This window comes from Streptococcus sp. P25B114 (assembly GCF_053010325.1).
The window spans coordinates 1-19,547 of the sequence record NZ_JBRKNW010000017.1 but is presented as its reverse complement, the minus strand read 5'-3'; the positions used below and the strand labels follow the sequence as shown (position 1 = coordinate 19,547).

The 19,547-nt window shown below is 44.1% G+C and carries 20 protein-coding genes and 1 tRNA gene; 6 read left to right on the top strand and 15 right to left on the bottom strand.

Features of this window, described 5'->3' with window-relative positions; genetic code table 11:
* Positions 1 to 21: 21 nt before the first annotated feature.
* Positions 22 to 852 carry a Cof-type HAD-IIB family hydrolase gene (locus ACVC7T_RS08610; RefSeq protein WP_172010395.1) on the bottom strand — a complete coding sequence of 277 codons (831 nt, stop codon included), beginning with the start codon at positions 850 to 852 and terminating at the stop codon, positions 22 to 24.
* 178 nt (positions 853 to 1,030) lie between these two features.
* Here ACVC7T_RS08610 and ACVC7T_RS08605 point away from each other — a divergent pair, with 178 nt between their 5' ends.
* Entirely contained in the window at positions 1,031 to 1,306 is a 276-nt protein-coding gene (locus tag ACVC7T_RS08605; protein WP_447262794.1) for a type II toxin-antitoxin system RelB/DinJ family antitoxin, read from the top strand.
* On the top strand, positions 1,296 to 1,577 hold the full coding sequence (locus ACVC7T_RS08600; RefSeq protein WP_447262793.1) for a type II toxin-antitoxin system YafQ family toxin: 282 nt from the start codon (positions 1,296 to 1,298) through the stop codon (positions 1,575 to 1,577). Before ACVC7T_RS08605 ends, ACVC7T_RS08600 begins: the two co-directional genes overlap by 11 nt.
* Positions 1,578 to 1,628: 51 nt before the next feature.
* On the opposite strand, the gene ACVC7T_RS08595 is transcribed toward ACVC7T_RS08600, so the two are convergent.
* A complete protein-coding gene (locus ACVC7T_RS08595) occupies positions 1,629 to 1,865 on the bottom strand; it encodes a hypothetical protein (protein ID WP_105122125.1) in 237 nt (78 codons plus the stop codon).
* 220 nt (positions 1,866 to 2,085) lie between these two features.
* A complete protein-coding gene (locus tag ACVC7T_RS08590; RefSeq protein WP_161943332.1) occupies positions 2,086 to 3,312 on the bottom strand; it encodes a CapA family protein in 1,227 nt (408 codons plus the stop codon).
* A 239-nt stretch (positions 3,313 to 3,551) separates the two neighbouring features.
* On the opposite strand from ACVC7T_RS08590, the gene ACVC7T_RS08585 reads away from it, so the two are divergent.
* Both ACVC7T_RS08585 and ACVC7T_RS08580 read left to right on the top strand, forming a co-directional pair.
* Positions 3,552 to 4,739, top strand: a complete 1,188-nt coding sequence (locus tag ACVC7T_RS08585; protein WP_447262792.1) for a chromate transporter — start codon at positions 3,552 to 3,554, stop codon at positions 4,737 to 4,739.
* Positions 4,740 to 4,836: 97 nt separating this feature from the next.
* Positions 4,837 to 5,049, top strand: coding sequence for a hypothetical protein (locus ACVC7T_RS08580; RefSeq protein ID WP_172079308.1), 213 nt, complete (start codon positions 4,837 to 4,839; stop codon positions 5,047 to 5,049).
* Between the two features lie 39 nt (positions 5,050 to 5,088).
* Here the strand turns inward: ACVC7T_RS08580 and ACVC7T_RS08575 are convergent, their stop codons facing one another.
* Positions 5,089 to 6,033: a dihydroorotate oxidase gene (locus ACVC7T_RS08575; protein ID WP_447262791.1), complete on the bottom strand. Its 945-nt coding sequence runs from the start codon at positions 6,031 to 6,033 to the stop codon at positions 5,089 to 5,091.
* Between the two features lie 223 nt (positions 6,034 to 6,256).
* Between ACVC7T_RS08575 and gdhA the strand changes: the two genes are divergently transcribed.
* The gene (gene gdhA, locus ACVC7T_RS08570) at positions 6,257 to 7,603 is read left to right on the top strand and encodes an NADP-specific glutamate dehydrogenase (RefSeq protein ID WP_447262790.1); all 1,347 of its coding nucleotides are present in this window, start codon (positions 6,257 to 6,259) and stop codon (positions 7,601 to 7,603) included.
* Between the two features lie 377 nt (positions 7,604 to 7,980).
* On the opposite strand, the gene tsf is transcribed toward gdhA, so the two are convergent.
* From tsf to ACVC7T_RS08550, 4 genes are all read right to left on the bottom strand, one after another.
* Positions 7,981 to 9,021 carry a translation elongation factor Ts gene (gene tsf, locus ACVC7T_RS08565; protein WP_172028524.1) on the bottom strand — a complete coding sequence of 347 codons (1,041 nt, stop codon included), beginning with the start codon at positions 9,019 to 9,021 and terminating at the stop codon, positions 7,981 to 7,983.
* A gap of 164 nt (positions 9,022 to 9,185) precedes the next feature.
* Positions 9,186 to 9,962 carry a 30S ribosomal protein S2 gene (gene rpsB / locus ACVC7T_RS08560; RefSeq protein ID WP_012775356.1) on the bottom strand — a complete coding sequence of 259 codons (777 nt, stop codon included), beginning with the start codon at positions 9,960 to 9,962 and terminating at the stop codon, positions 9,186 to 9,188.
* 185 nt (positions 9,963 to 10,147) lie between these two features.
* The gene (locus ACVC7T_RS08555) at positions 10,148 to 11,140 is read right to left on the bottom strand and encodes a DUF4767 domain-containing protein (RefSeq protein ID WP_447262789.1); all 993 of its coding nucleotides are present in this window, start codon (positions 11,138 to 11,140) and stop codon (positions 10,148 to 10,150) included.
* 10 nt (positions 11,141 to 11,150) lie between these two features.
* Positions 11,151 to 12,278 carry a DUF6287 domain-containing protein gene (locus ACVC7T_RS08550; protein ID WP_447262788.1) on the bottom strand — a complete coding sequence of 376 codons (1,128 nt, stop codon included), beginning with the start codon at positions 12,276 to 12,278 and terminating at the stop codon, positions 11,151 to 11,153.
* 174 nt (positions 12,279 to 12,452) lie between these two features.
* Here ACVC7T_RS08550 and ACVC7T_RS08545 point away from each other — a divergent pair.
* Positions 12,453 to 12,523, top strand: a tRNA-Cys gene (locus ACVC7T_RS08545).
* Between the two features lie 296 nt (positions 12,524 to 12,819).
* Here the strand turns inward: ACVC7T_RS08545 and ACVC7T_RS08540 are convergent.
* From ACVC7T_RS08540 to rpsO, 7 genes are all read right to left on the bottom strand, one after another.
* Positions 12,820 to 13,680, bottom strand: coding sequence for a helix-turn-helix domain-containing protein (locus ACVC7T_RS08540; RefSeq protein ID WP_161943060.1), 861 nt, complete (start codon positions 13,678 to 13,680; stop codon positions 12,820 to 12,822).
* A gap of 22 nt (positions 13,681 to 13,702) precedes the next feature.
* Positions 13,703 to 14,101 (bottom strand): Mini-ribonuclease 3, encoded by a 399-nt coding sequence (locus ACVC7T_RS08535; RefSeq protein WP_172021122.1) that lies wholly within the window; start codon positions 14,099 to 14,101, stop codon positions 13,703 to 13,705.
* Entirely contained in the window at positions 14,094 to 15,437 is a 1,344-nt protein-coding gene (cysS, locus tag ACVC7T_RS08530; protein WP_447262787.1) for a cysteine--tRNA ligase, read from the bottom strand. The genes ACVC7T_RS08535 and cysS overlap by 8 nt, the downstream gene beginning before the upstream one ends.
* 8 nt (positions 15,438 to 15,445) lie before the next feature.
* Complete coding sequence (locus ACVC7T_RS08525) at positions 15,446 to 15,622, bottom strand: hypothetical protein (RefSeq protein ID WP_447262786.1); 177 nt, start codon at positions 15,620 to 15,622, stop codon at positions 15,446 to 15,448.
* 12 nt (positions 15,623 to 15,634) lie between these two features.
* A complete protein-coding gene (gene cysE / locus ACVC7T_RS08520; protein WP_447262785.1) occupies positions 15,635 to 16,252 on the bottom strand; it encodes a serine O-acetyltransferase in 618 nt (205 codons plus the stop codon).
* A 53-nt stretch (positions 16,253 to 16,305) separates the two neighbouring features.
* A complete protein-coding gene (pnp, locus tag ACVC7T_RS08515; protein ID WP_447262784.1) occupies positions 16,306 to 18,540 on the bottom strand; it encodes a polyribonucleotide nucleotidyltransferase in 2,235 nt (744 codons plus the stop codon).
* 459 nt (positions 18,541 to 18,999) lie between these two features.
* Positions 19,000 to 19,269, bottom strand: a complete 270-nt coding sequence (rpsO, locus tag ACVC7T_RS08510; protein WP_002938849.1) for a 30S ribosomal protein S15 — start codon at positions 19,267 to 19,269, stop codon at positions 19,000 to 19,002.
* Between the last annotated feature and the right edge of the window lie 278 nt (positions 19,270 to 19,547).

The window sequence follows — 19,547 nt, the reverse complement described above, 5'->3', positions numbered from 1 at the left end:
GCCACTCATTTGACTGGCTTTTTAGTGTGTTTGTAAAAATTCTTCGATAACCTGCAAGACGCCACTGTCCAAATGGCTGGGAGCGCGGTATTTGGCAACGGCCTTGACCCTATCCGTCGCATTTTCCATAGCGTAGGAATAACCTGCCTGCGCCAGCATTTCAAGGTCATTGTCAGAATCGCCGAAAGCCATAACCTGAGCCATTGTAATGCCCAACGGTTGGATGACCTGCTCGATGCCCCAAGCCTTGTGAATACCAACTGGCAGGATGTCAATAGAGCCATAACCGCTGGTCACAGCCGTCAACCTACCCTCAAATGCCCGATTAAAGGCTGAGGTCAGAACCTCGACCTTACCTTCCTCCACCCAAATGCCAGCCTTGTAGATAGGCTGTTCAGCTGGCAACTGGCTCAAATCCGCTAGGAAGGTCACCTTATCCAAGAAAGCCTGCATTTGCTCTGGAGCAATCGGCAAATCAGAACCTGCGAAGGGCTGATTGGCCCCCTCCTGCATAAAAATGGTCTGATCATTGGCCAGCATCAAGCACACCTCTCCCCAACTACCTCTAAAGTAGTCCAGAATAGCTGCCACCAGGTCCCGGTCCAACATATGCCGCACCCTGGTTTCCCCTTTTTCAACCACACGGGCCCCGTTGTCCGATACAAAAATCAAGCGGTCCTCAAAGCCCTGACACAATTTCAAGAGCCGGTCCATACCATTGCCGCTAGCGATGACAAAGGGGATGTCACGCGCATCTAGCTGGTCCAAGATTGCTGAAAAGCGCGCTCGGTCAATCTGACCATTCCCATCTAAGAAGGTTCCATCCATATCTGTTGCTATTAGTTTTATCATACATCAATCCTTTCACTTTCAATGGAATTTCAAATCAAAGGCCCACAATTCTTACCTCATTATATCAGTTCTTAATCTGCGCTATACAATTATAATACAGAAAACTCTCTTGGGTTGCTTAATAAGTTTACAAAGTAATGCATTTGTAGTAAGACATGATAAGAAAGAGGTGTATCAAATGGCCACAAGTCCAACTCAAATCAGAATTGAAACAATCGTTAAAGAAGACGCTAATGCCTTGTTTGCAAGACTGGGCTTAGATATGTCCAGTGCAGTGAATATCTTCTTACGCCAATGTGTATTGCGTGGCGGTTTACCATTTTCCGTAGAGCTACCAAAATACAATCAAGAAACCTGGGAGGCAATGGAAGAAGCACGAAAGATTTCACGTGATCCAACTGTACCAAGTTATGCAACTGTCCAAGATTTATTTAAGGCATTGGATGAAGAATAATATATCAAATAAAGTTCACGAACAAATTCAAAAAAGCTACAAGTTAATGAAGAAACGTGGATACGATCTGGGTTTGTTGGAAGAAATTATTACGAAACTAAGCCAAGGTATCCCACTTGAAGACAAACATCAAAATCATATGCTGACAGGAAATTTTTCCGGATATTATGAGTGCCATATTATACCAGATTGGCTCCTAATCTATTTAATAGAGAATGATATTCTAACCTTGACCTTGATTGATACTGGCACGCACTCAGATTTATTTTAGTCACTCACTAGAGTGGCTGTTTTTATTTTATAACTCATTCCAACTAGTCGACTAGATAAAATCAGCCTGTATAATTTCTGAAATAGCACTGCAAAGCTGGTCAAATGTTTTTGGATAAACATTCGAACCTTCAATTCTCAACGGCGCATTTCTTTTAAATAGAATATCTACATACCATTGAGTGCCATCTAGAACGTATGGATTTACGTATTCTTCATCCCACTCAAGCAGTTTACAATTTTCTAAATCATATCTAAACTGATATATGAGTATAAATAACTTCTTCATCTTCAAAATCCATATCAACAGAATTAGTCGGTCCGAAATATCCTCCAATCCAAACCCTCATACTTTGTATATCATGATAGTCCCTACTCATGTCTAACTCCTTCTTATCTACAGGAATTTTAGACTATATCTATTTATCTTATAACTGTCTGGCATCGTTTTGCTGAACCTTACTTGGTCAACTGCAGATGTTCTTCATTCAGAATTTAGATAGACTCTACTATTCCTTCTCCTCAGTTACCCAATCCAAAGCCATAAATTCATTCATCTCAGCATAGGCTGTATCTACCCGCTCCTGGGTTACTGCATCCAATTGACCATAATGCTTGCCACCTTGGACAAAATCTTCCAAAATCAGGGTTTGATAGGTATAGAGCTCGTAGCCTTCCGGTGAAAAACGTCCCTTAGGTTCCTTGCTGACCCAGGTCGGATGGGCCTGGGCTGTTTTGATGCGGGTCACGCCGTCCTTCTTCTCTATCGTCACGTCCATCAGCACCCCACGCTCGGTCCACTGGGCATTGGCAACACCCGCCATGGTCTCAATCCGCTGGTTAGAAATAAAATTCCCCATAGAGTAGATGATTAACTTCTTCTCACCGTCTTTTTCAACCGTCTCAGAAGGCTCCGCTACATGGGGATGCCCGCCAAACACCAGGTCTGCTCCCCAGTTAATCATGTCATGATAGAGACTAACCTGCTCCTCCGTCGGCTCCAGCTGGTATTCGACTCCCGTCTGAGGCATGACGATAGTAATGTCCGCCTCTTTCTCAGCCAGTTCAATCTCAGCCTTCATCTTCTTGCGGTCAAAATCCGACAGATAGGCATTGTATTCTTCCTGGGTCAATGATGCCTCCATCCCATTGAATCCATAGGCATAGGCAAGAATTGCTACCTTGATACCATTGACATCACGAATATAAATGGGAGCTGTCGCCCGATTGCCCTCCGCATAGACACCAACTGCATCTACATTGACATCCTTAAAGGTCTCCACTGTGGAAATGAGGCCCGACAACTGCGAATCCAGAATATGATTATGGGCCAAATCCACCACATCATAGCCTGCATCACGAATATCCTTTGCCACCTGGGCCGGCGCATTAAACAAAGGATAGCCAGCCAAAGGAAAATCAGGAGAAATAGTCCCCTCAAAGTCCGCAATAGCCAAATCAGCCTGCTCAATCCAGGGTTTCACATAGGTAAAATTCTCAGAAAAATCATAGGTCCCATCCGCCTGGAGAGCACTCCAATAGAGGATATCATGGTAAAGCAAGTCCCCATGAGCCATGATACGGGCGGTCTGCACCTCATCCTGCTTGCCTGAAAACCAAGAACCTATCCCAGATGATTGCTGGCTGGTCCTATCCGCCTTACCAAACAAGGGCAAAACATGGTCATGCACGAGAATAATGGACAGGATGACCGCAGCCAAAAGACAGATAAACATAAATTGGCGCTTGTTTCGTGCCTTTCTAGCAAGTTTCCGACGTTCCTGTAATGATGTTCTAGACATAGAAGTCGACCTCTCTCTTTCCTATAATCCCTTTCATTATACGCCTTTTTACCTCAAAAATCCAGACAATACCTATAGACTTTTACAAGAACTTTACACATATTTCTCCTAGATTCCCTGGCTAATCTGTCAATTTATGATAGACTGAAATAAGAATAGATTTGGAGAACACTATGCCGCAACACATACAAAACAAACAATTTTTAAAAGATGTCTTTCTCTGTTCACTAGCCTCCTACGGCGGGCCCGAAGCTCACTACGGTGTCTTTAGCAGGGAATTGATTGACAAAAAGAAGTATATCAGCCAGGAGGAGATGACGGAACTCATCGGAATTTTTTCGCTCTTGCCTGGACCTTCCAGCACACAAACAATTACTGCTATCGGCTATCGGCTAGGCGGGCCATGGATTGCCTTGGCTAGCTTTCTCATCTGGATTCTTCCTGCCTTAATCATCATGACCAGCTTAGGAATCGGTCTGGAATGGGTAGCTCAAAACCAGGCTTGGAACAAGCTACTGATTTTCTTACCTGCCGTAGCGGTCTCCTTCATTCTCTACGCAGCCATTCAACTGACCAGGAAGGTCGTCACCTCCAAAAAAGACCTCATCCTATATATCTCTTTCTATCTTCTGAGTTTTGTTCTTATTCCACTTTCTAGCTGGTCTATTCTCTTGCTTCTACTTGCAGGAGGTCTAGCAGGCTTGGTGCCCGTCTGGGGGCAAGCCGGACAAGAATTGCAAAATATCCCCAAAACCAGCAAAGTCAGATGGCAATTGCCAGCCACCATTATCATCCTAGCTATTCTATTTTCTGCAATGGCAAACTATTTTGGTGGCGATAGTCGCTTGTTTGCATCTATTTATCGCTATGGCTATTCCATCATTGGCGGTGGACAAATCATGATTCCGCTAATGATTCAAGACCTGGTCAAACAAGAAGGCTTTCTCAGCCAGGCCGATTTTCTAGCGGGCTATAGCTTGGATCAGGCAGTTCCTGGGCCACTCTTCAGCTTTGCTTCCTTTGTCGCTGCCCGCTCTGTGACAGGAGGAATAGTGGTAAAATTCCTAGCTGGCCTATTGGGTGGAGGACTCATTTTCCTTCCTGGAATCCTGCTAGTCTATTTCGCAACCCCCCTTTGGCAGGTTTATCGTCAGTTACATTATGTTTCCTCATTCTTAAAGGGCATCTCCTGGTCGGTCGCTGCCATCATCAGCTGGACAGCTTTGAATCAGTTGCAGGGCCTATCATCAGGAGGGGAGTGCTTCATCTGTATTCTGGCAACCCTACTCCTCCTATCCAAACGCATCCCGTCTCCACTACTAGTTATCGCCGTTATGCTATTAGGATTTTTCATCGGTTAAAAGTGTTGAACAATAACTAATTAGTGATATGACAAGAGATAGATAAAACTCGACTGGAGGTGCTTGAGTCCCAAGCAGTCACGAACGGAGGTCTATTATGTTACACATTCGGTATTATCAATCACAAATTGCCCATCCATCAGAAAAGCAGTATGAAAGTCCAGAAGAATTTCTGATGCTCCAATCTCGGGAAGTTCCGCAACTACAGGATTTCTTCGTGATTGAAAGTGTCACCCTTGATGGCCAGGAGCTAGTGAATATGCACCAAAAAACCATCGGTGATTTGTTTAATTATTTTAACCGTAAGTAAAAGAGTTTGGAAGCCCCAAACTCTTTTACTGTTTCTTTTTTACGTAAGGTCATCCAAATGGTGCAATTTCCCACGGAAATCTTCAATGGTTTCATAGCCTTTTTCAGCCATAATGTCTCGGAGTTCTTGGGTAATGCGGTCAAAGGCTGCTAGCCCTTCTTTTTGCAGAGTTGTCCCGATTTGAACCATGCTGGCACCGCAGAGAATGTGTTCAAAGGCATCGCGTCCTGTCAAGACACCACCCGTTCCTACGATTTGAATTTCTGGCTTAAGGCGTTGGTAAAAGGCATGGACGTTTGCCAAAGCAGTCGGCTTGATGTATTCGCCACCGATACCACCAAATCCATTTTTAGGCTTGATAATCACGCTCTCATCTTCTATATAAAGACCGTTGCCAATCGAATTCACACAGTTGACAAACTTGAGCGGAAATTGATTGAAAATCGCAGAAGCCTGGTCAAAATGTACAATATCAAAATAAGGTGGCAACTTGATGCCCAGCGGTTTGGTGAAATAGGCAAAGACTTCCCGCAAGATGGTTTCTGTCGTTTCAAAATCATAGGCAATCTGCGGTTTCCCCGGAACATTCGGACAAGAAAGATTGAGCTCAACTAACCCTTGAAAGGCACTATCCTGCACTTTTTTGAGAATGGTGTGGATCTCATCTGGCGACATGCCTACTAATGAAAGAACAAAGGTACGTTCTGGTTCTTCTTCCTGTAACTCCAAAAGATAATCTAAATAATAATCTAGGCCTTGATTGGGCAAGCCCATGGAATTAATAGACCCCAGCGGTACATTTTTGTAGCGCGGCTCTGGATTCCCCTCCCGGTATTCCAGTGTAGCGGTCTTGGTGACAAAGGTTCCTGCTGCTGAGTTTTTCACACCATCCAACTCTTCCTTGTTCATGCACCAGACACCTGCCGCATTCATCAAACAATTGTCAAAAGAAAATCCACCCAATGTCGTCGCTGTTGAAACCATTCTATAACTCCTTTTTGCGTTTTCTAGCTTGATTATACCATAGAAAACATACGGATTTTCCCTATTTACTGCCATTGTTCGGCTTTTATCAGGGAATTTTGAAAATTTTTAAAAATTTTTGCATTTTCTTCTTTACATTTAAAAATCATAGTGCTATAATAATTTTCAGATAAATTAAATTGTCAGACAATTTAATAATAAATAAAGAAATCAGGTGACTCCTATGACAAATGCAAAAGCTTATATTCAAGCTTCTTTTGAAGCAGTCAAAGCCCGCAACCCTCACGAAACAGAATTCCTCCAAGCGGTTGAAGAACTCTTCTCAACACTTGAGCCTGTTTTTGAAGCACATCCAGAATACATCGAAGAAAACATCCTGGCTCGTATCGTTGAGCCAGAACGTGTAATCAGCTTCCGTGTTCCTTGGACTGACAAAGATGGAAATGTCCAAGTTAACCGTGGCTACCGTGTTCAGTTCAACTCAGCTGTAGGTCCTTACAAGGGCGGTCTTCGCTTCCACCCAACTGTAAACCAATCCATCTTGAAGTTCCTCGGTTTCGAGCAAATCTTCAAAAACGTCTTGACTGGACTGCCAATCGGTGGTGGTAAAGGTGGATCTGACTTCGATCCGAAAGGAAAAACAGACGCTGAAATCATGCGTTTCTGCCAAAGCTTCATGACTGAATTGCAAAAACACATCGGACCATCCCTTGACGTTCCAGCTGGTGATATCGGTGTTGGTGGCCGTGAGATCGGCTACATGTACGGTCAGTACAAACGCCTTCGCCAATTTGATGCTGGTGTCTTGACTGGTAAGCCGCTCGGCTTCGGTGGGTCTCTCATCCGTCCAGAAGCAACTGGTTACGGCTTGGTTTACTTCACTGATAACATGTTGGCAGCAAACGGTAAATCCTTCAAAGACCAAACTGTCCTTATCTCAGGTTCTGGTAACGTTGCCCAATATGCTGTTCAAAAAGCGACTGAACTTGGTGCAAAAGTTATTTCTGTTTCAGACTCAAATGGTTACATCATTGACGAAACTGGAATCGACTTCGACCTCTTGGTGGACATCAAAGAAAAACGCCGTGCTCGTTTGACAGAATACGCTGCAGAAAAAGCAACTGCTAAGTACTTCGAAGGTTCTGTATGGAACTACGATGGCAAGGCTGACATTGCCCTTCCATGTGCGACTCAAAACGAAATCAACGGCGAGCAAGCTGCTGCCTTGGTGAAAAATGGTGTTTACTGTGTTGCTGAAGGTGCTAACATGCCATCTGACCTTGACGCAATCAAAGTTTACAAAGAAAACGGTGTGCTTTACGGTCTTGCTAAAGCTGCCAACGCTGGTGGTGTAGCCGTATCTGCCCTTGAAATGAGCCAAAACAGCCTCCGCTTGTCATGGACACGCGAAGAAGTTGACGGTCGCCTCAAAGACATCATGGCCAACATCTTCAAGACTGCCAAAGAAACTGCTGAGAAATACGACCTTGGTACAGACTATCTTGCAGGTGCTAACATCGCAGCCTTTGAGCAAATCGCTGATACGATGATTGCCCAAGGTTTGGTATAATCACACACATATTTCATGATAAAAACACACCACAATTGACGTGCCAATTGTGGTGTTCTTTTCTTCTAAGAGACTTCCAGACATGGAAAACCTCCAAAAATCATATTATAGATTATCAACTTATCTTGACGGGTGAAAAGCTTCCGCGAAGATTATCTGCCTATTGACTTGCAAACAAGCCAATAACTGAATTCAATTATCGACTTGTTGTAGCCAACAGGATTACCATATTTCTTCCAACCTCCCAGTCCCCAGACTGTGATAAATTTCCATTAAGAGCCACATTTCTCTTATCAAGAATGGAGAAGCATGGACCAGAGATGCAAAGGATAAGAAAAGCAGGCTAGTTCAACTAACCTGCTTTGTAATCTTTATTCTTATTTACCAAGAGCTGCTGCCATTGTCGCTGCAACTTCTGCTTCAAAGTCATTTGAAGCTTTCTCGATACCTTCACCCACTTCGAAACGAGCAAATTCTACAACAGAAGCGTTTACTGAGTTCAAGTAAGCTTCAACTGTTTTGCTGTCGTCCATGATGTAAACTTGTGCAAGAAGTGTGTAAGCTTGGTCAACTTGAGTGTTGTCAAGCATGAAGCGGTCCATTTTACCTGGGATGATTTTGTCCCAGATTTTTTCTGGTTTGCCTTCTGCTGCCAATTCTGCTTTGATAGCTTCTTCAGCTGCTGCAATCACTTCGTCAGTCAATTGAGCTTTTGAACCATATTGCAAGAGTGGCAATGCTGGTTTGTCAACCATTGCACGGCTTTCGTTATCTTGTTCGATTTTGTGGTTGATTTGTGCCAACTCATCTTTAACAAATTGCTCATCCAATTCAGTGTAAGAAAGAACAGTTGGTTTCATTGCAGCGATGTGCATTGAGATTTGTTTTGCAAGAGTTTCGTCGCCACCTTCAACAACTGAGATAACACCGATACGGCCGCCGTTGTGTTGGTATGCACCAAATGCTTGAGCATCTGTTTTTTCAACCAAAGCAAAGCGACGGAATGAGATTTTCTCACCGATTGTTGCAGTTGCGTTCACGTATGCTTCTTCAAGCGTTTCACCTGAAGGCATTGTCAATTTAAGAGCTGCTTCGTTGTCAGCTGGTTTACCTTCTGCAATTACTTTAGCAGTAGTGTTTACCAATTCAACGAATTGAGCGTTTTTCGCAACGAAGTCTGTTTCAGCGTTCACTTCAACAACTGCTGCTACGTTACCATCAACGTAAACACCAGTCAAACCTTCAGCTGCTACACGGTCAGCTTTCTTAGCTGCCTTAGCCATACCTTTTTCGCGAAGCAATTCAATCGCTTTTTCGATATCACCTTCAGTTTCAACCAATGCTTTTTTCGCGTCCATAACGCCAGCACCTGATTTTTCACGCAATTCTTTAACGAGAGCTGCTGTAATTTCTGCCATGTCTATTCTCCTTGTTTGTTTTTTATAAAAATAGAGGGAGCGGGCTCAGCCCTGCCCCTCTAGGATTGTTTTTTGTGTTTGATAAATGATGTAGAATGTACTCGGACTAAAAAGCTAGAATTTAGATAAATCTAAGGCTTTTCTTAACGTCCTCGTTACTTAGATTATTTACCTTCTACTACTTCAACCAATTCTTCGATTGATTCTGTAGATGCTGGTTCAGCTGCCAATTCAGCTTCAACTGCTGCCACGCTGTCTTCACCTTGGTTACCTTCGATGATTGCGTCAGCCATTTTAGCTGTGATCAATTTAACAGCACGGATAGCGTCATCGTTAGCTGGGATGATTACATCGATATCATCTGGATCTGTGTTTGTGTCAACCATCGCTACAACTGGGATACCCAATTTTTTAGCTTCTTTAACAGCGATTTGCTCTTTGTGTGGGTCAACTACGAACATTACATCTGGAATGCGTGGCATGTCAGCGATACCGCCCAAGAATTTTTCAAGACGAGCACGTTGTTTGTTCAACAATGCTACTTCTTTCTTAGGAAGTACTTCGAAAGTTCCATCTTCTTCCATGCGGTTGATTTCTTTCAAACGAGCGATACGTTTTTGGATTGTACCCCAGTTTGTAAGAGTTCCACCCAACCAACGGTGGTTGATGAAGTATTGACCAGCACGGATAGCTTCGTCTTTAACAGCTTCAGCAGCTTGTTTTTTAGTACCTACGAACAAGATAACTGCGTCGTTTGCTGCAGCGTCACGGATGAATTCGTAAGCTTGGTCAGCCAATTTTACAGTTTGTTGCAAGTCGATAACGTGGATACCGTTACGCTCTGTGAAGATGTACTTAGCCATCTTAGGATTCCAGCGACGAGTTTGGTGACCGAAGTGTACACCAGCCTCAAGAAGTTGTTTCATTGAAATTACTGCCATGAGTATTTCTCCTTTTTGTTTTTTCTCCTCTCCCGAACTTCGACTTGCAGCCCAACCTTTTGGCAACAAGACCACAATTGGTCCGAGATGAGTATTTGTTGCACAGCAACTCTATTAGTATATCAGAATACCTGCCTATTTTCAAGTAAAATAGTAGATAAATTCGTCAAAAATCGGTACTTTTTCTATTCAAAGTATGTTTCTGCAACAACAGAATAGGACCCTGCCACAACATCCATTTTCTCTAATTGACCATTAGCATTGACACGGTAGAAGGTTGCTCCAGAGGAAACACTCCTATCCGCTCCAGCTGCCTGCATATTTGCACTATTATGGTCTTCTCGAACTTCAATGTAGGCCAAACCATCCGATGATTGATTGTTAGTAATTACTTGTGAGATGAAATCCGATTTGTTATACGGACTTCCATATTCTGATGCGCGATGTGCCTTGGCCCAATTAGCTGCCTGCTCGACGGTCAAATTCTTGGTGTCTACAGACGTATTAGGAACAGTTGCTGAGCTAGTTTCAGTTGCCACTGCTGAACCACCGAGAACCAAGTTTTCAAAGAAAGCTTGTAATTCCCGGTTTTTAGTTGGTCGGAAATACAAACGTTTTTCTGGATTGCCCTGATTTTGCTCGGTAATCCAAGCAATCACCTGACCATCCTTGATAGTAAAGAGATAGAGGTGGGCTAATTGGGATTTTGATGCTTCAATATCTGAATAGATTCCGACCACGGCTGTCTGCCCCGCTCCAACTTGACCGTTCTCGCTCCAAACCAATTCCGGAGCCTCCCCTTGAAAATCGGGTGTCATTTGCTGACCAGGACCACTTAGAACCCCTGACGGCAAGCTCACCCCAAAAAAGCTTCCCTCATTTCTTGGATGATAGGATAAATAGTACTGAGGTGGCGAGAAGGATGGTCCCCATTGTTCAATCACGAAATTCCTTAACGCCTCTGTCTTATCAGCATCCCAGGGACCAGCCTGGCTACTTGAACTACTGGTCGTGGAACTTGTAGTTGATGTACTGAAACTCGTGCTTGTCGAGCTAGAACGAGAAGATGAAGTCGACGAAGAGGTTGAGGTCGCCTCCTGTTTCTGATGACCACATGCCACCAATAAGCCAACACTAGCCCCCAAAAGCAATCCCAAAATGAGTCTATTCTTTTTCATTCCGTCTCTCCTAATCGTCTACTCGATAAAAGACACCTTTACTAAAGTCTTCAGTCGTCGTAACACTTTGCGTACTGAACATCCTATCCTTGCTGGTGTCCGTCTGATCGCTATGCCCTTCTAAAAATCCATAGGTATTCTGCACTCCTTTTGGAATCAATAAGGTCGGTACACTAGCAGAGGCCCGACCATTCGGATCGGTAATACTTACAATTAGGATAGCCCCTTCAACTTTATGATATTTTAAATCAATAAAGCCAACAAATTGATCATCATTATAAGAGACATTCCCCTGGCTATCAATCTCCATCTTATCTCCACGCGCATTGACCCATTCTCCTTCTAAACTAGCAAAATTTCCAGCTTGGATTTGTTCCAAATTCATGGACTGGACTCCATCAGTTTGGTCGGAACTACTCGTTTCTGTTTCTGATTCTATTCTATCAATCTCAAATTCTTCCCAATCAAATTGATTGGGATTCAAAATGTCTGACTCTGTCTTTCCAAAAACGGAAACCAATTCATCTCTCATATGAAAATCGATCGGAGTGCCTTCTATCAATTGACCCATTTCATCAATCCGATTCAGTGTACCGACAGCCTCGCCTGTTCCAGAGTACCATCCGTAACTCACATATTCCCCACCTTGGAAGAGAACCATGGCACTTCTTGCACCACCAACTCCAGCCACAAAACCTTCGGCTAACAATGATACCTGGTCAGCAAATATCCCATAAAAACCCGTCACAAACATAGAGCCATCTGGATTTTCTGACCCGAAAAATAATTCATTTTGACCATCGTTATTGAAATCATAAAAGGCATATCTAATGGAGTCCGAAGAATTTATTGCACTTTCCACCACCCAAGAATTCATCGGAAACTGAAGTTCATTCAATACCGTTAGCACACCATCTACATTACTTGGATCAGCTGTAGCTGCAAATTCCACAATTTTCTGATAGTCAGCAAAGACTGCCTGATACAACTCTTTATCGTCTATCTTTAGCTCACTTGAACTGGTCGAACTTTCCTGACTTGTCGAAGAAGAGTTCTCTGTTTCAACCGGAATGTTGGATTGAGTACAAGCCGATAAAGTCATCAAGCACACCAGACCTAGTAAAAAATGTTTTTTCATTCTAACCCCCAAAATAAAATATGCACCGACTAAAGATCGAAATCTTTTGTTAAACTCTCGGACTCTCTACATACGACATACTTTCAAACGCCAATTTCCTTTTTCAATAATATCTAAATATTGATTTTACCACTTGACCCTTTTCGCTTTTTAAGGTACAATATTCTTTGTTATGGCGGTATAGCCAAGTGGTAAGGCACGGCTCTGCAAAAGCTTGATCGTCGGTTCAAATCCGTCTACCGCCTTTATTATAGGATTTTATCCGAATTTATACAAGTCAAAAGCTCGATTTTTCGGGCTTTTTTGATTTTTTATTCGGTTAAATTCGGTTAAGTTTGGTAAAGTTGGTGGGCAAATTTTTCTTTGATTTATTAAAATGACTCTATTTACTCTTGCCATTTATCCCCAATCGACTTATACACAAAAAGCCCTCGGATTTCTCCAGAAGGCTCAATTCAACATACAATGATAGCGGTTGGGCGGCGCATCCAACATCTCAGGTACCCTCACAGGTGCGTCAGGATCCTTTCTGACCTCGTCATCATCCCAATACCTGGCTCTCCACTATATAGTATAGGAGCGCCAAATCCGTCAATTCCCTCAGCTGCAAGCCTGTCAATTCGAACCATTTGTCCAATCGGTACAGCAAGGTATTCCTATGAACAAACAAACTTTGCGCCGCCTTGGTCAACACTGCACCATTGTCCCAAAGTGCACGAATTACATCTTCCATCTCATGTTTCGCAATCATATCCGATAAAATGCGCATGATCGCCTTGTCCTTAGCCCCATCCAAAAAGAACAATTGACTAAAGGTTAAAAAGCTAGCAGAAAGATTCTTTTGCATCCAACTACGGAATAAATCCATTTCAGCCCTTATGGCATCTGGCCACCATTCTTGAACCTGACCCGGCCAAATTTGCCCCAGAAAAGCAGTCATCTTTATGCCAAAGTCATATTCCATGACTCCAATTGTATCTCTGAGAATCTCCTGATAGTCAATAAAAGGACGCTGGTCCATGATAAATACAAAATAATCCGATGCTGAGGCATAGTGACTAACCAAATTCGGTAACAAGGTTTCCATGAATTCTAACCAGGCCTGCACAACCTCCTCGCTGGGATTGGACCATAACTTTATTTGAAGGACCTGCAACTGCCCAACCGAAGTCGGCATCGGACCTTGTCCATCAAAAAAATCTTGCCACGGAGCGCGAGGAATATTGTCCTGATTTTCCTGCAGAAGTTCCAACAAATAGCGCTCTCTATCTGTCAGACTGTTTAATTCTAGATTCAAGAAAAATCGTTCTCCCAAGCTCAAACTAGCCATCCCCTCCCTTTTTTGAGGAGAATCAGCAAGTGATGCCGTCGGAAAATATTGCTTTAACTTATTCTTATCCACACTTGCCTCCATGAAATAGTCCCTAGTCACTCTCCACCTGCGCGATACTCCAGGCGATTAATTCTTCCAGCCGCTGAATTTGGTCTGTCATGTGCAGATAGCCCAAGACCGCCTCAAAGCCCGTGGACATCCGGTAGGTCACTACATCTGCATTCTTGGCCTTGGTGTGGCTATTGGCATTGCGGCCTCGCTTGTAGATTTCTTCCTCTTTTTCGGTCAATAGCTGAGCTTCTAAGAGGGCAGAGATCAGACTTGCCTGAGCCTTGGCCGAGACATATTTGTTGGCCTCTCCGTGCAGTTTGTTGGGTTTGGTCAGCCCCTTGAAAATCAAGTGCCGTCTGATATACATGGAATAGACCGCATCACCCTCAAAAGCAAGTGCGATACCGTTAATGAGATTGACATCGACTGACTTAGTCACGAGTCCACCTCACACCATCCTTGGTATCCAAGAGCTTGATTCCCTGGGCTGCCAATTGATCCCGAATACGGTCAGCCGTCGCAAAGTCCCGATTGGCACGCGCTGCTTGACGTTCTGCTATCAAAGCTTCAATCTCGCTGTCCAAGACTTCTTCTTCAAAGACAATACCAAAGACGGCGAGCATCTTGCCAAAGGCTTCTTTTACAGCTTCATCGTAATTGCCTGAGTTGATCCATTTGGCAAAGTCAAAGATAGCCGTAATCCCATTTGCCGCATTGAAATCATCATCCATTGCCTCTTCAAAGGCTGCCAGATGTTTAAGCAAACCTGTCTCATCTGACACAGCTGACAAAGGCTGGGTGTAGGTATTTTTCAGATATTTGAGATTGATTTCCGCATCTGAAATAGCCTTTTCAGTGTAGTTGAGTGGACGGCGGTAGTGCTGGGTAGATAGGAAGAAGCGCAAGACCTGCCCATCAATTTGTTCCAACATATCATGTGCTGTCAGGAAATTGCCCAAGGACTTGGACATCTTCTCATCGTTGATATTGAGCATGGCATTGTGCATCCAATAATTCGCAAAAGTCTGACCTGTCTTACACTCAGACTGGGCGATTTCATTGGTATGGTGAGGGAATTCCAAGTCCGCTCCACCACCGTGAATATCAATGGTATCTCCCAAAATCTCTGTCGCCATAACCGAACACTCGATATGCCAACCTGGACGACCTGCTCCCCAAGGGCTTTCCCAAGATACTTCACCTGGCTTGGCAGTTTTCCACAGGGCAAAATCAAAAGGGTGTTCTTTGAGTTGACCTTCTCCCTCAACCCGACCAGAAGCCCCAGCTTCTAAGTCAGACAGGGTTTTGTTGGCCAAACGAGCATAGTTTTCAGCCTTTTCCACACGGAAATAAACATCTCCAGAAGCTTCATAGGCGTAACCCTTATCAATCAAGACCTGCACAAAAGCAATGATTTCATCCATATAGTCGATTACCCGAGGGTTTTTGGTAGCTCGCTTGACACCTAACTTTGCCACATCTTCCTTGAAGGCTGCGATAAATTTATCAGACAGTTCCTTGGTTGTCATACCAGCTTCATTAGCAGCTTTGATAATCTTGTCATCCACATCCGTAAAGTTTGAAATGTAGGTCACATCATAGCCACGGTATTCAAAATAGCGACGGATGGTGTCAAAAACCACGACACTACGGGCATTACCGATATGGATATAGTTGTAAACCGTCGGACCGCAAACATACATCTTAACCTTACCCTCTTCCAAGGGCACAAAGTCACGCAGACTGCGGGTCATGGTATCGTAAATTTTAATCATGCGTACTCCTACTTTTTCTTCCGCTGGATCCACAGCATCACCAGTCGGATCACCCAAAAGATTGCCAAGGCAGCCCAGATATGACCGAGCCCATAGGACCCCTGGCTATAATTTAAAACTGCCAACACAATGGCCAAAATCAGATTGACTGGATAGAGCCAATTCCTTCCTTTAAATGCTTTCATTTTATCCTCTTCCTACAAATGCGACGAACGGTGACTAGCCTCTCTTAACTCTGCCAGTTTGGTGGTGTAGTGTTCACGGCCACCTTCCATGTCATGAATGACCTTCTCATCTTTTTGACCATGTACACGGACAATTTTAGCAGGCATACCGACGACTGTCACATCTGCTGGAACATCAGCTAGGACAACGGCAGCTGCACCCACTTTAGCATTTTCTCCAATCTCAATGGGACCAATGACTTGAGCGTGGGCAGAGACAAGGGCACCCTTTCGCACAGTCGGGTGGCGTTTGCCTGTATCCTTTCCTGTTCCACCAAGCGTTACGCCGTGGTAAAGCATGACACCTGATTCAATAATGGCGGTTTCTCCGATAACCAAACCAGCTCCATGGTCAATGAAGACTCCCGAAGCAATCTCGGCACCTGGATGAATTTCGATATTGGTCCAAAAGCGCCAAAATTGGCTGTGCATCCGAGCCAAGAGTTTAAAGCCTTTATTCCACATCCAGTGGGACAAACGGTGGGCAGCCAAGGCCTTGACACCTGGGTAGGTCAAAAGAACTTCCAAGCTGGTCCGTGCTGCCGGATCTTTTTCTTTTACAATCTCAATGGTGTCCTTCCACCAACCCATAGTCACTCCTTCTAGCGAGAAGACAAGCCCGCTACCGAACTTGTCTAATCAGCTTATTTCTTTTCAACCTTGTGGAATTTGAATTCACCAAAGTTGTTGTCTTTTTTCTCTTTGTAGTCTTTTTTGTCGTGATCTTTATGACGGCGTGGTCTGTCAGAACGCTCGCGTTTTTCTGGCTCTACATAGCCTTCTGGTTTTGGAAGAAGAGCCTTCATAGAAGCGTCAATACGTCCTTTATCATCAATCTTGATAACTTTGACATCAACAATATCACCAATTTCAACCAAATCTTCTGGTTTATTGACACGGGTCCAAGCCATTTCAGAAACGTGAACCAAGGCATCTGTCTTGTCAAAGAGGTTGACAAAGGCACCGAATTTCTCCAAACGAACGACTTTTGCTTGGAAGACTTCGTCCACTTTTGCCTCGCGAACAAGACCTGCGATGATTTCTTTGGTCCGTTCAATCGCATCGCGATCTGGTGAGAAGATGGCCACAAGACCGTCTTCGTCGATATCGATTTTCACGCCAGTTTCTGCAATAATCTTATCGATGGTTTCGCCACCCTTACCGATAACAATCTTGATCTTATCGACATCAATCTTAATCGTGTCAATCTTCGGTGCAGTTGGTGCCAAGTCAGGACGAACTTCTGGGATCGTCGCTTCGATGACATCGAGGATTTCAAAACGAGCTTTCTTAGCTTGTGCCAAGGCTTCTTCCAAGATTTGCGGTGTGATACCGTCAATCTTGATGTCCATTTGAAGAGCTGTGATACCATCACGGGTACCAGCCACCTTGAAGTCCATGTCGCCAAAGTGGTCCTCAAGACCTTGAATATCGGTCAAGACGGTGTAGTTGGTACCGTCTGAAATCAGACCCATGGCAATCCCTGCAACTGGTGCCTTGATTGGCACACCACCTGCCATGAGGGCAAGGGTACCAGCTGTGATAGAAGCCTGTGAGGAAGAACCGTTTGACTCCAAGACTTCTGCTACCAAGCGGATCGCGTAAGGGAAGTCATCTAGGCTTGGCAAGACTTGCTCAAGGGCACGCTCACCAAGGGCCCCGTGACCAATCTCACGACGACCTGGTGCACCGTAACGACCAGTTGAACCAACTGAATATTGTGGGAAGTTGTAGTGGTGCAAGAAGCGTTTCTTGTACTCATCATCCAAACCGTCGATGATTTGAGTTTCACCCATTGGAGCCAAGGTCAAGACAGAAAGAGCTTGCGTTTGACCACGGGTAAAGAGGCCTGAGCCGTGAACGTTTGGCAAGAAGTCCACTTCTGCATCTAGCGGACGAATTTCATCGACACGGCGACCGTCTGGGCGGACCTTGTCCTCTGTAATCAAACGACGAACCTCTGCGTGCTCCATGAGCTCCAAGATTTCATGAACGTCACGCATGATGCGGTCAAATTCTTCGTGTTCAGCGTATTTTTCTTCGTAGGCTGCGATGACGGTTTCACGCACCACATTGGTCGCATCTTCACGGGCCAATTTTTCTTCAACCTGCACCGCTTTTTTCAAATCATCATTGTATGCTGCAACAATCTCAGCCTGCAATTCTGGATCCACTTGAAGAAGTTCCACATCTGCTTTTTCCTTGCCGACTGCTGCCACGATTTGGTTTTGGAAGTCAAGGAGTTCTTGAATGGCCGCATGACCTTTCAAAAGAGCTTCCAACATGATGTCTTCTGACAATTCTTTGGCACCAGATTCTACCATGTTGATGGCGTCCTTGTTCCCAGCCACTGTCAGGTCAAGGAATGATTCTTCCATCTGAGCCTTGTCAGGGTTGATGATGAGTTCACCATTGACATAACCGACCTGTACACCTGCGATTGGGCCGTTGAATGGGATGTCTGAGATTGCCAATGCCAATGAAGAACCAAACATAGCTGCCATTGGAGCAGAAGCATCTGGATCGTAAGAAAGCACTGTGTTGATGACTTGGACTTCGTTGCGGAAGCCTTCCGCAAACATTGGACGAATCGGACGGTCAATCAAACGAGCAGTCAAGGTCGCATCGGTTGACGGACGCCCTTCACGTTTCATCCAGCCACCTGGGAATTTCCCAGCAGCGTACATTTTCTCTTCATAGTTGACTTGGAGGGGGAAGAAGTCTCCCGTCGCCATTTTTTTGGACATAACCGCCGCAGTCAAGACTGTGGAGTCACCATAGCGAACGACCACCGCACCGTTGGCTTGTTTGGCAACCTGGCCAGTTTCAACGACCAATTTTTTGCCAGCAAAAACCGTTTCAAATACTTGTTTTGACATGAAAGTTCTCCTAATTGTTAGTTTACGTGTTTTCTACAAAGTTCAACCCAATAGTATTACTGGATTCAGCTTTGCACAAAACCACGCTTAAATTTTATTTTATCATATTTAATAGAAAATGTGGGGAAATGAGGAAGGAAATTATGACTTTAACCAAGGGAAGCAGCAGGGTACAGCATATCTTGATTAACAAGTAGCAAATGTGTTAAAGCACACTACGATGGATTCCTATTTTTGCTGGACATTCTTACCGCTTTTATATCTTGAGCAGTCGAACACAGCCTAAAAACTCGGAAAAAAGAGAAAACGGGAAAACAAAAAAGAACCTGAAAAACAGGCTCTTGCTGAATTGAGTTCGAGCTAAAAGTCTGGCAAAAAAGATAATTCAACTTGTGTGCTAAAGCACACTGCGATGAATTCCTATTTTTGCTGGACTTTCTTAACGCTCTCACATCTTGATTAACGACGGAGTCCGAGTGAGTGAATCAATTCACGGTAACGGTTTACGTCTGTGCGGCGTAGGTATGCCAACAAGTTACGACGGCGACCGATTTTTTTCATCAAACCACGGTAAGTTGCGTGGTCTTTTTTGTGTTGTTTGATGTGGTCGTTAAGGTGGTTGATTTCCCAAGTAAGTACAGCTACTTGTACTTCAACTGAACCTGTGTCGCCTTCATGACGAGCATATTGTGCCATGATTTCATTTTTTTTCTCTTTTGAGATTGCCATGATATGTTCTCCTTTGTATTTGAGCCTAATCCGAGTGACAGGTTGGCGACCTGTAACCAAGAAAAAGCTAGATGTGTCCTTCTGGACCTTAACCATTCTATCAAGGAATGACCTTTTTGTCAACTGATTTGAGAAATAGCTGAGTTGCTCTTGTAGCGTTACAATAGATGTGAGACTTCTAGAAGTCAAAAAGAAGATTCCCTGATATGATAAGAGTACCACCTACTCATCAAAAAGGAAATCTTCTCATGACTAGTATACCACAAAATCTTCGCTAT

Bases quoted from the DNA above. Each gene is read 5' to 3' on its own strand.
- ACVC7T_RS08610 (WP_172010395.1), bottom strand. From the start codon at position 852: ATGATAAAACTAATAGCAACAGATATGGATGGAACCTTCTTAGATGGG.
- ACVC7T_RS08605 (WP_447262794.1), top strand. From the start codon at position 1,031: ATGGCCACAAGTCCAACTCAAATCAGAATTGAAACAATCGTTAAAGAA.
- ACVC7T_RS08600 (WP_447262793.1), top strand. From the start codon at position 1,296: ATGAAGAATAATATATCAAATAAAGTTCACGAACAAATTCAAAAAAGC.
- ACVC7T_RS08595 (WP_105122125.1), bottom strand. From the start codon at position 1,865: ATGAAGAAGTTATTTATACTCATATATCAGTTTAGATATGATTTAGAA.
- ACVC7T_RS08590 (WP_161943332.1), bottom strand. From the start codon at position 3,312: ATGTTTATCTGTCTTTTGGCTGCGGTCATCCTGTCCATTATTCTCGTG.
- ACVC7T_RS08585 (WP_447262792.1), top strand. From the start codon at position 3,552: ATGCCGCAACACATACAAAACAAACAATTTTTAAAAGATGTCTTTCTC.
- ACVC7T_RS08580 (WP_172079308.1), top strand. From the start codon at position 4,837: ATGTTACACATTCGGTATTATCAATCACAAATTGCCCATCCATCAGAA.
- ACVC7T_RS08575 (WP_447262791.1), bottom strand. From the start codon at position 6,033: ATGGTTTCAACAGCGACGACATTGGGTGGATTTTCTTTTGACAATTGT.
- gdhA (WP_447262790.1), top strand. From the start codon at position 6,257: ATGACAAATGCAAAAGCTTATATTCAAGCTTCTTTTGAAGCAGTCAAA.
- tsf (WP_172028524.1), bottom strand. From the start codon at position 9,021: ATGGCAGAAATTACAGCAGCTCTCGTTAAAGAATTGCGTGAAAAATCA.
- rpsB (WP_012775356.1), bottom strand. From the start codon at position 9,962: ATGGCAGTAATTTCAATGAAACAACTTCTTGAGGCTGGTGTACACTTC.
- ACVC7T_RS08555 (WP_447262789.1), bottom strand. From the start codon at position 11,140: ATGAAAAAGAATAGACTCATTTTGGGATTGCTTTTGGGGGCTAGTGTT.
- ACVC7T_RS08550 (WP_447262788.1), bottom strand. From the start codon at position 12,278: ATGAAAAAACATTTTTTACTAGGTCTGGTGTGCTTGATGACTTTATCG.
- cysS (WP_447262787.1), bottom strand. From the start codon at position 15,437: ATGATTAAAATTTACGATACCATGACCCGCAGTCTGCGTGACTTTGTG.
- ACVC7T_RS08525 (WP_447262786.1), bottom strand. From the start codon at position 15,622: ATGAAAGCATTTAAAGGAAGGAATTGGCTCTATCCAGTCAATCTGATT.
- cysE (WP_447262785.1), bottom strand. From the start codon at position 16,252: ATGGGTTGGTGGAAGGACACCATTGAGATTGTAAAAGAAAAAGATCCG.
- pnp (WP_447262784.1), bottom strand. From the start codon at position 18,540: ATGTCAAAACAAGTATTTGAAACGGTTTTTGCTGGCAAAAAATTGGTC.
- rpsO (WP_002938849.1), bottom strand. From the start codon at position 19,269: ATGGCAATCTCAAAAGAGAAAAAAAATGAAATCATGGCACAATATGCT.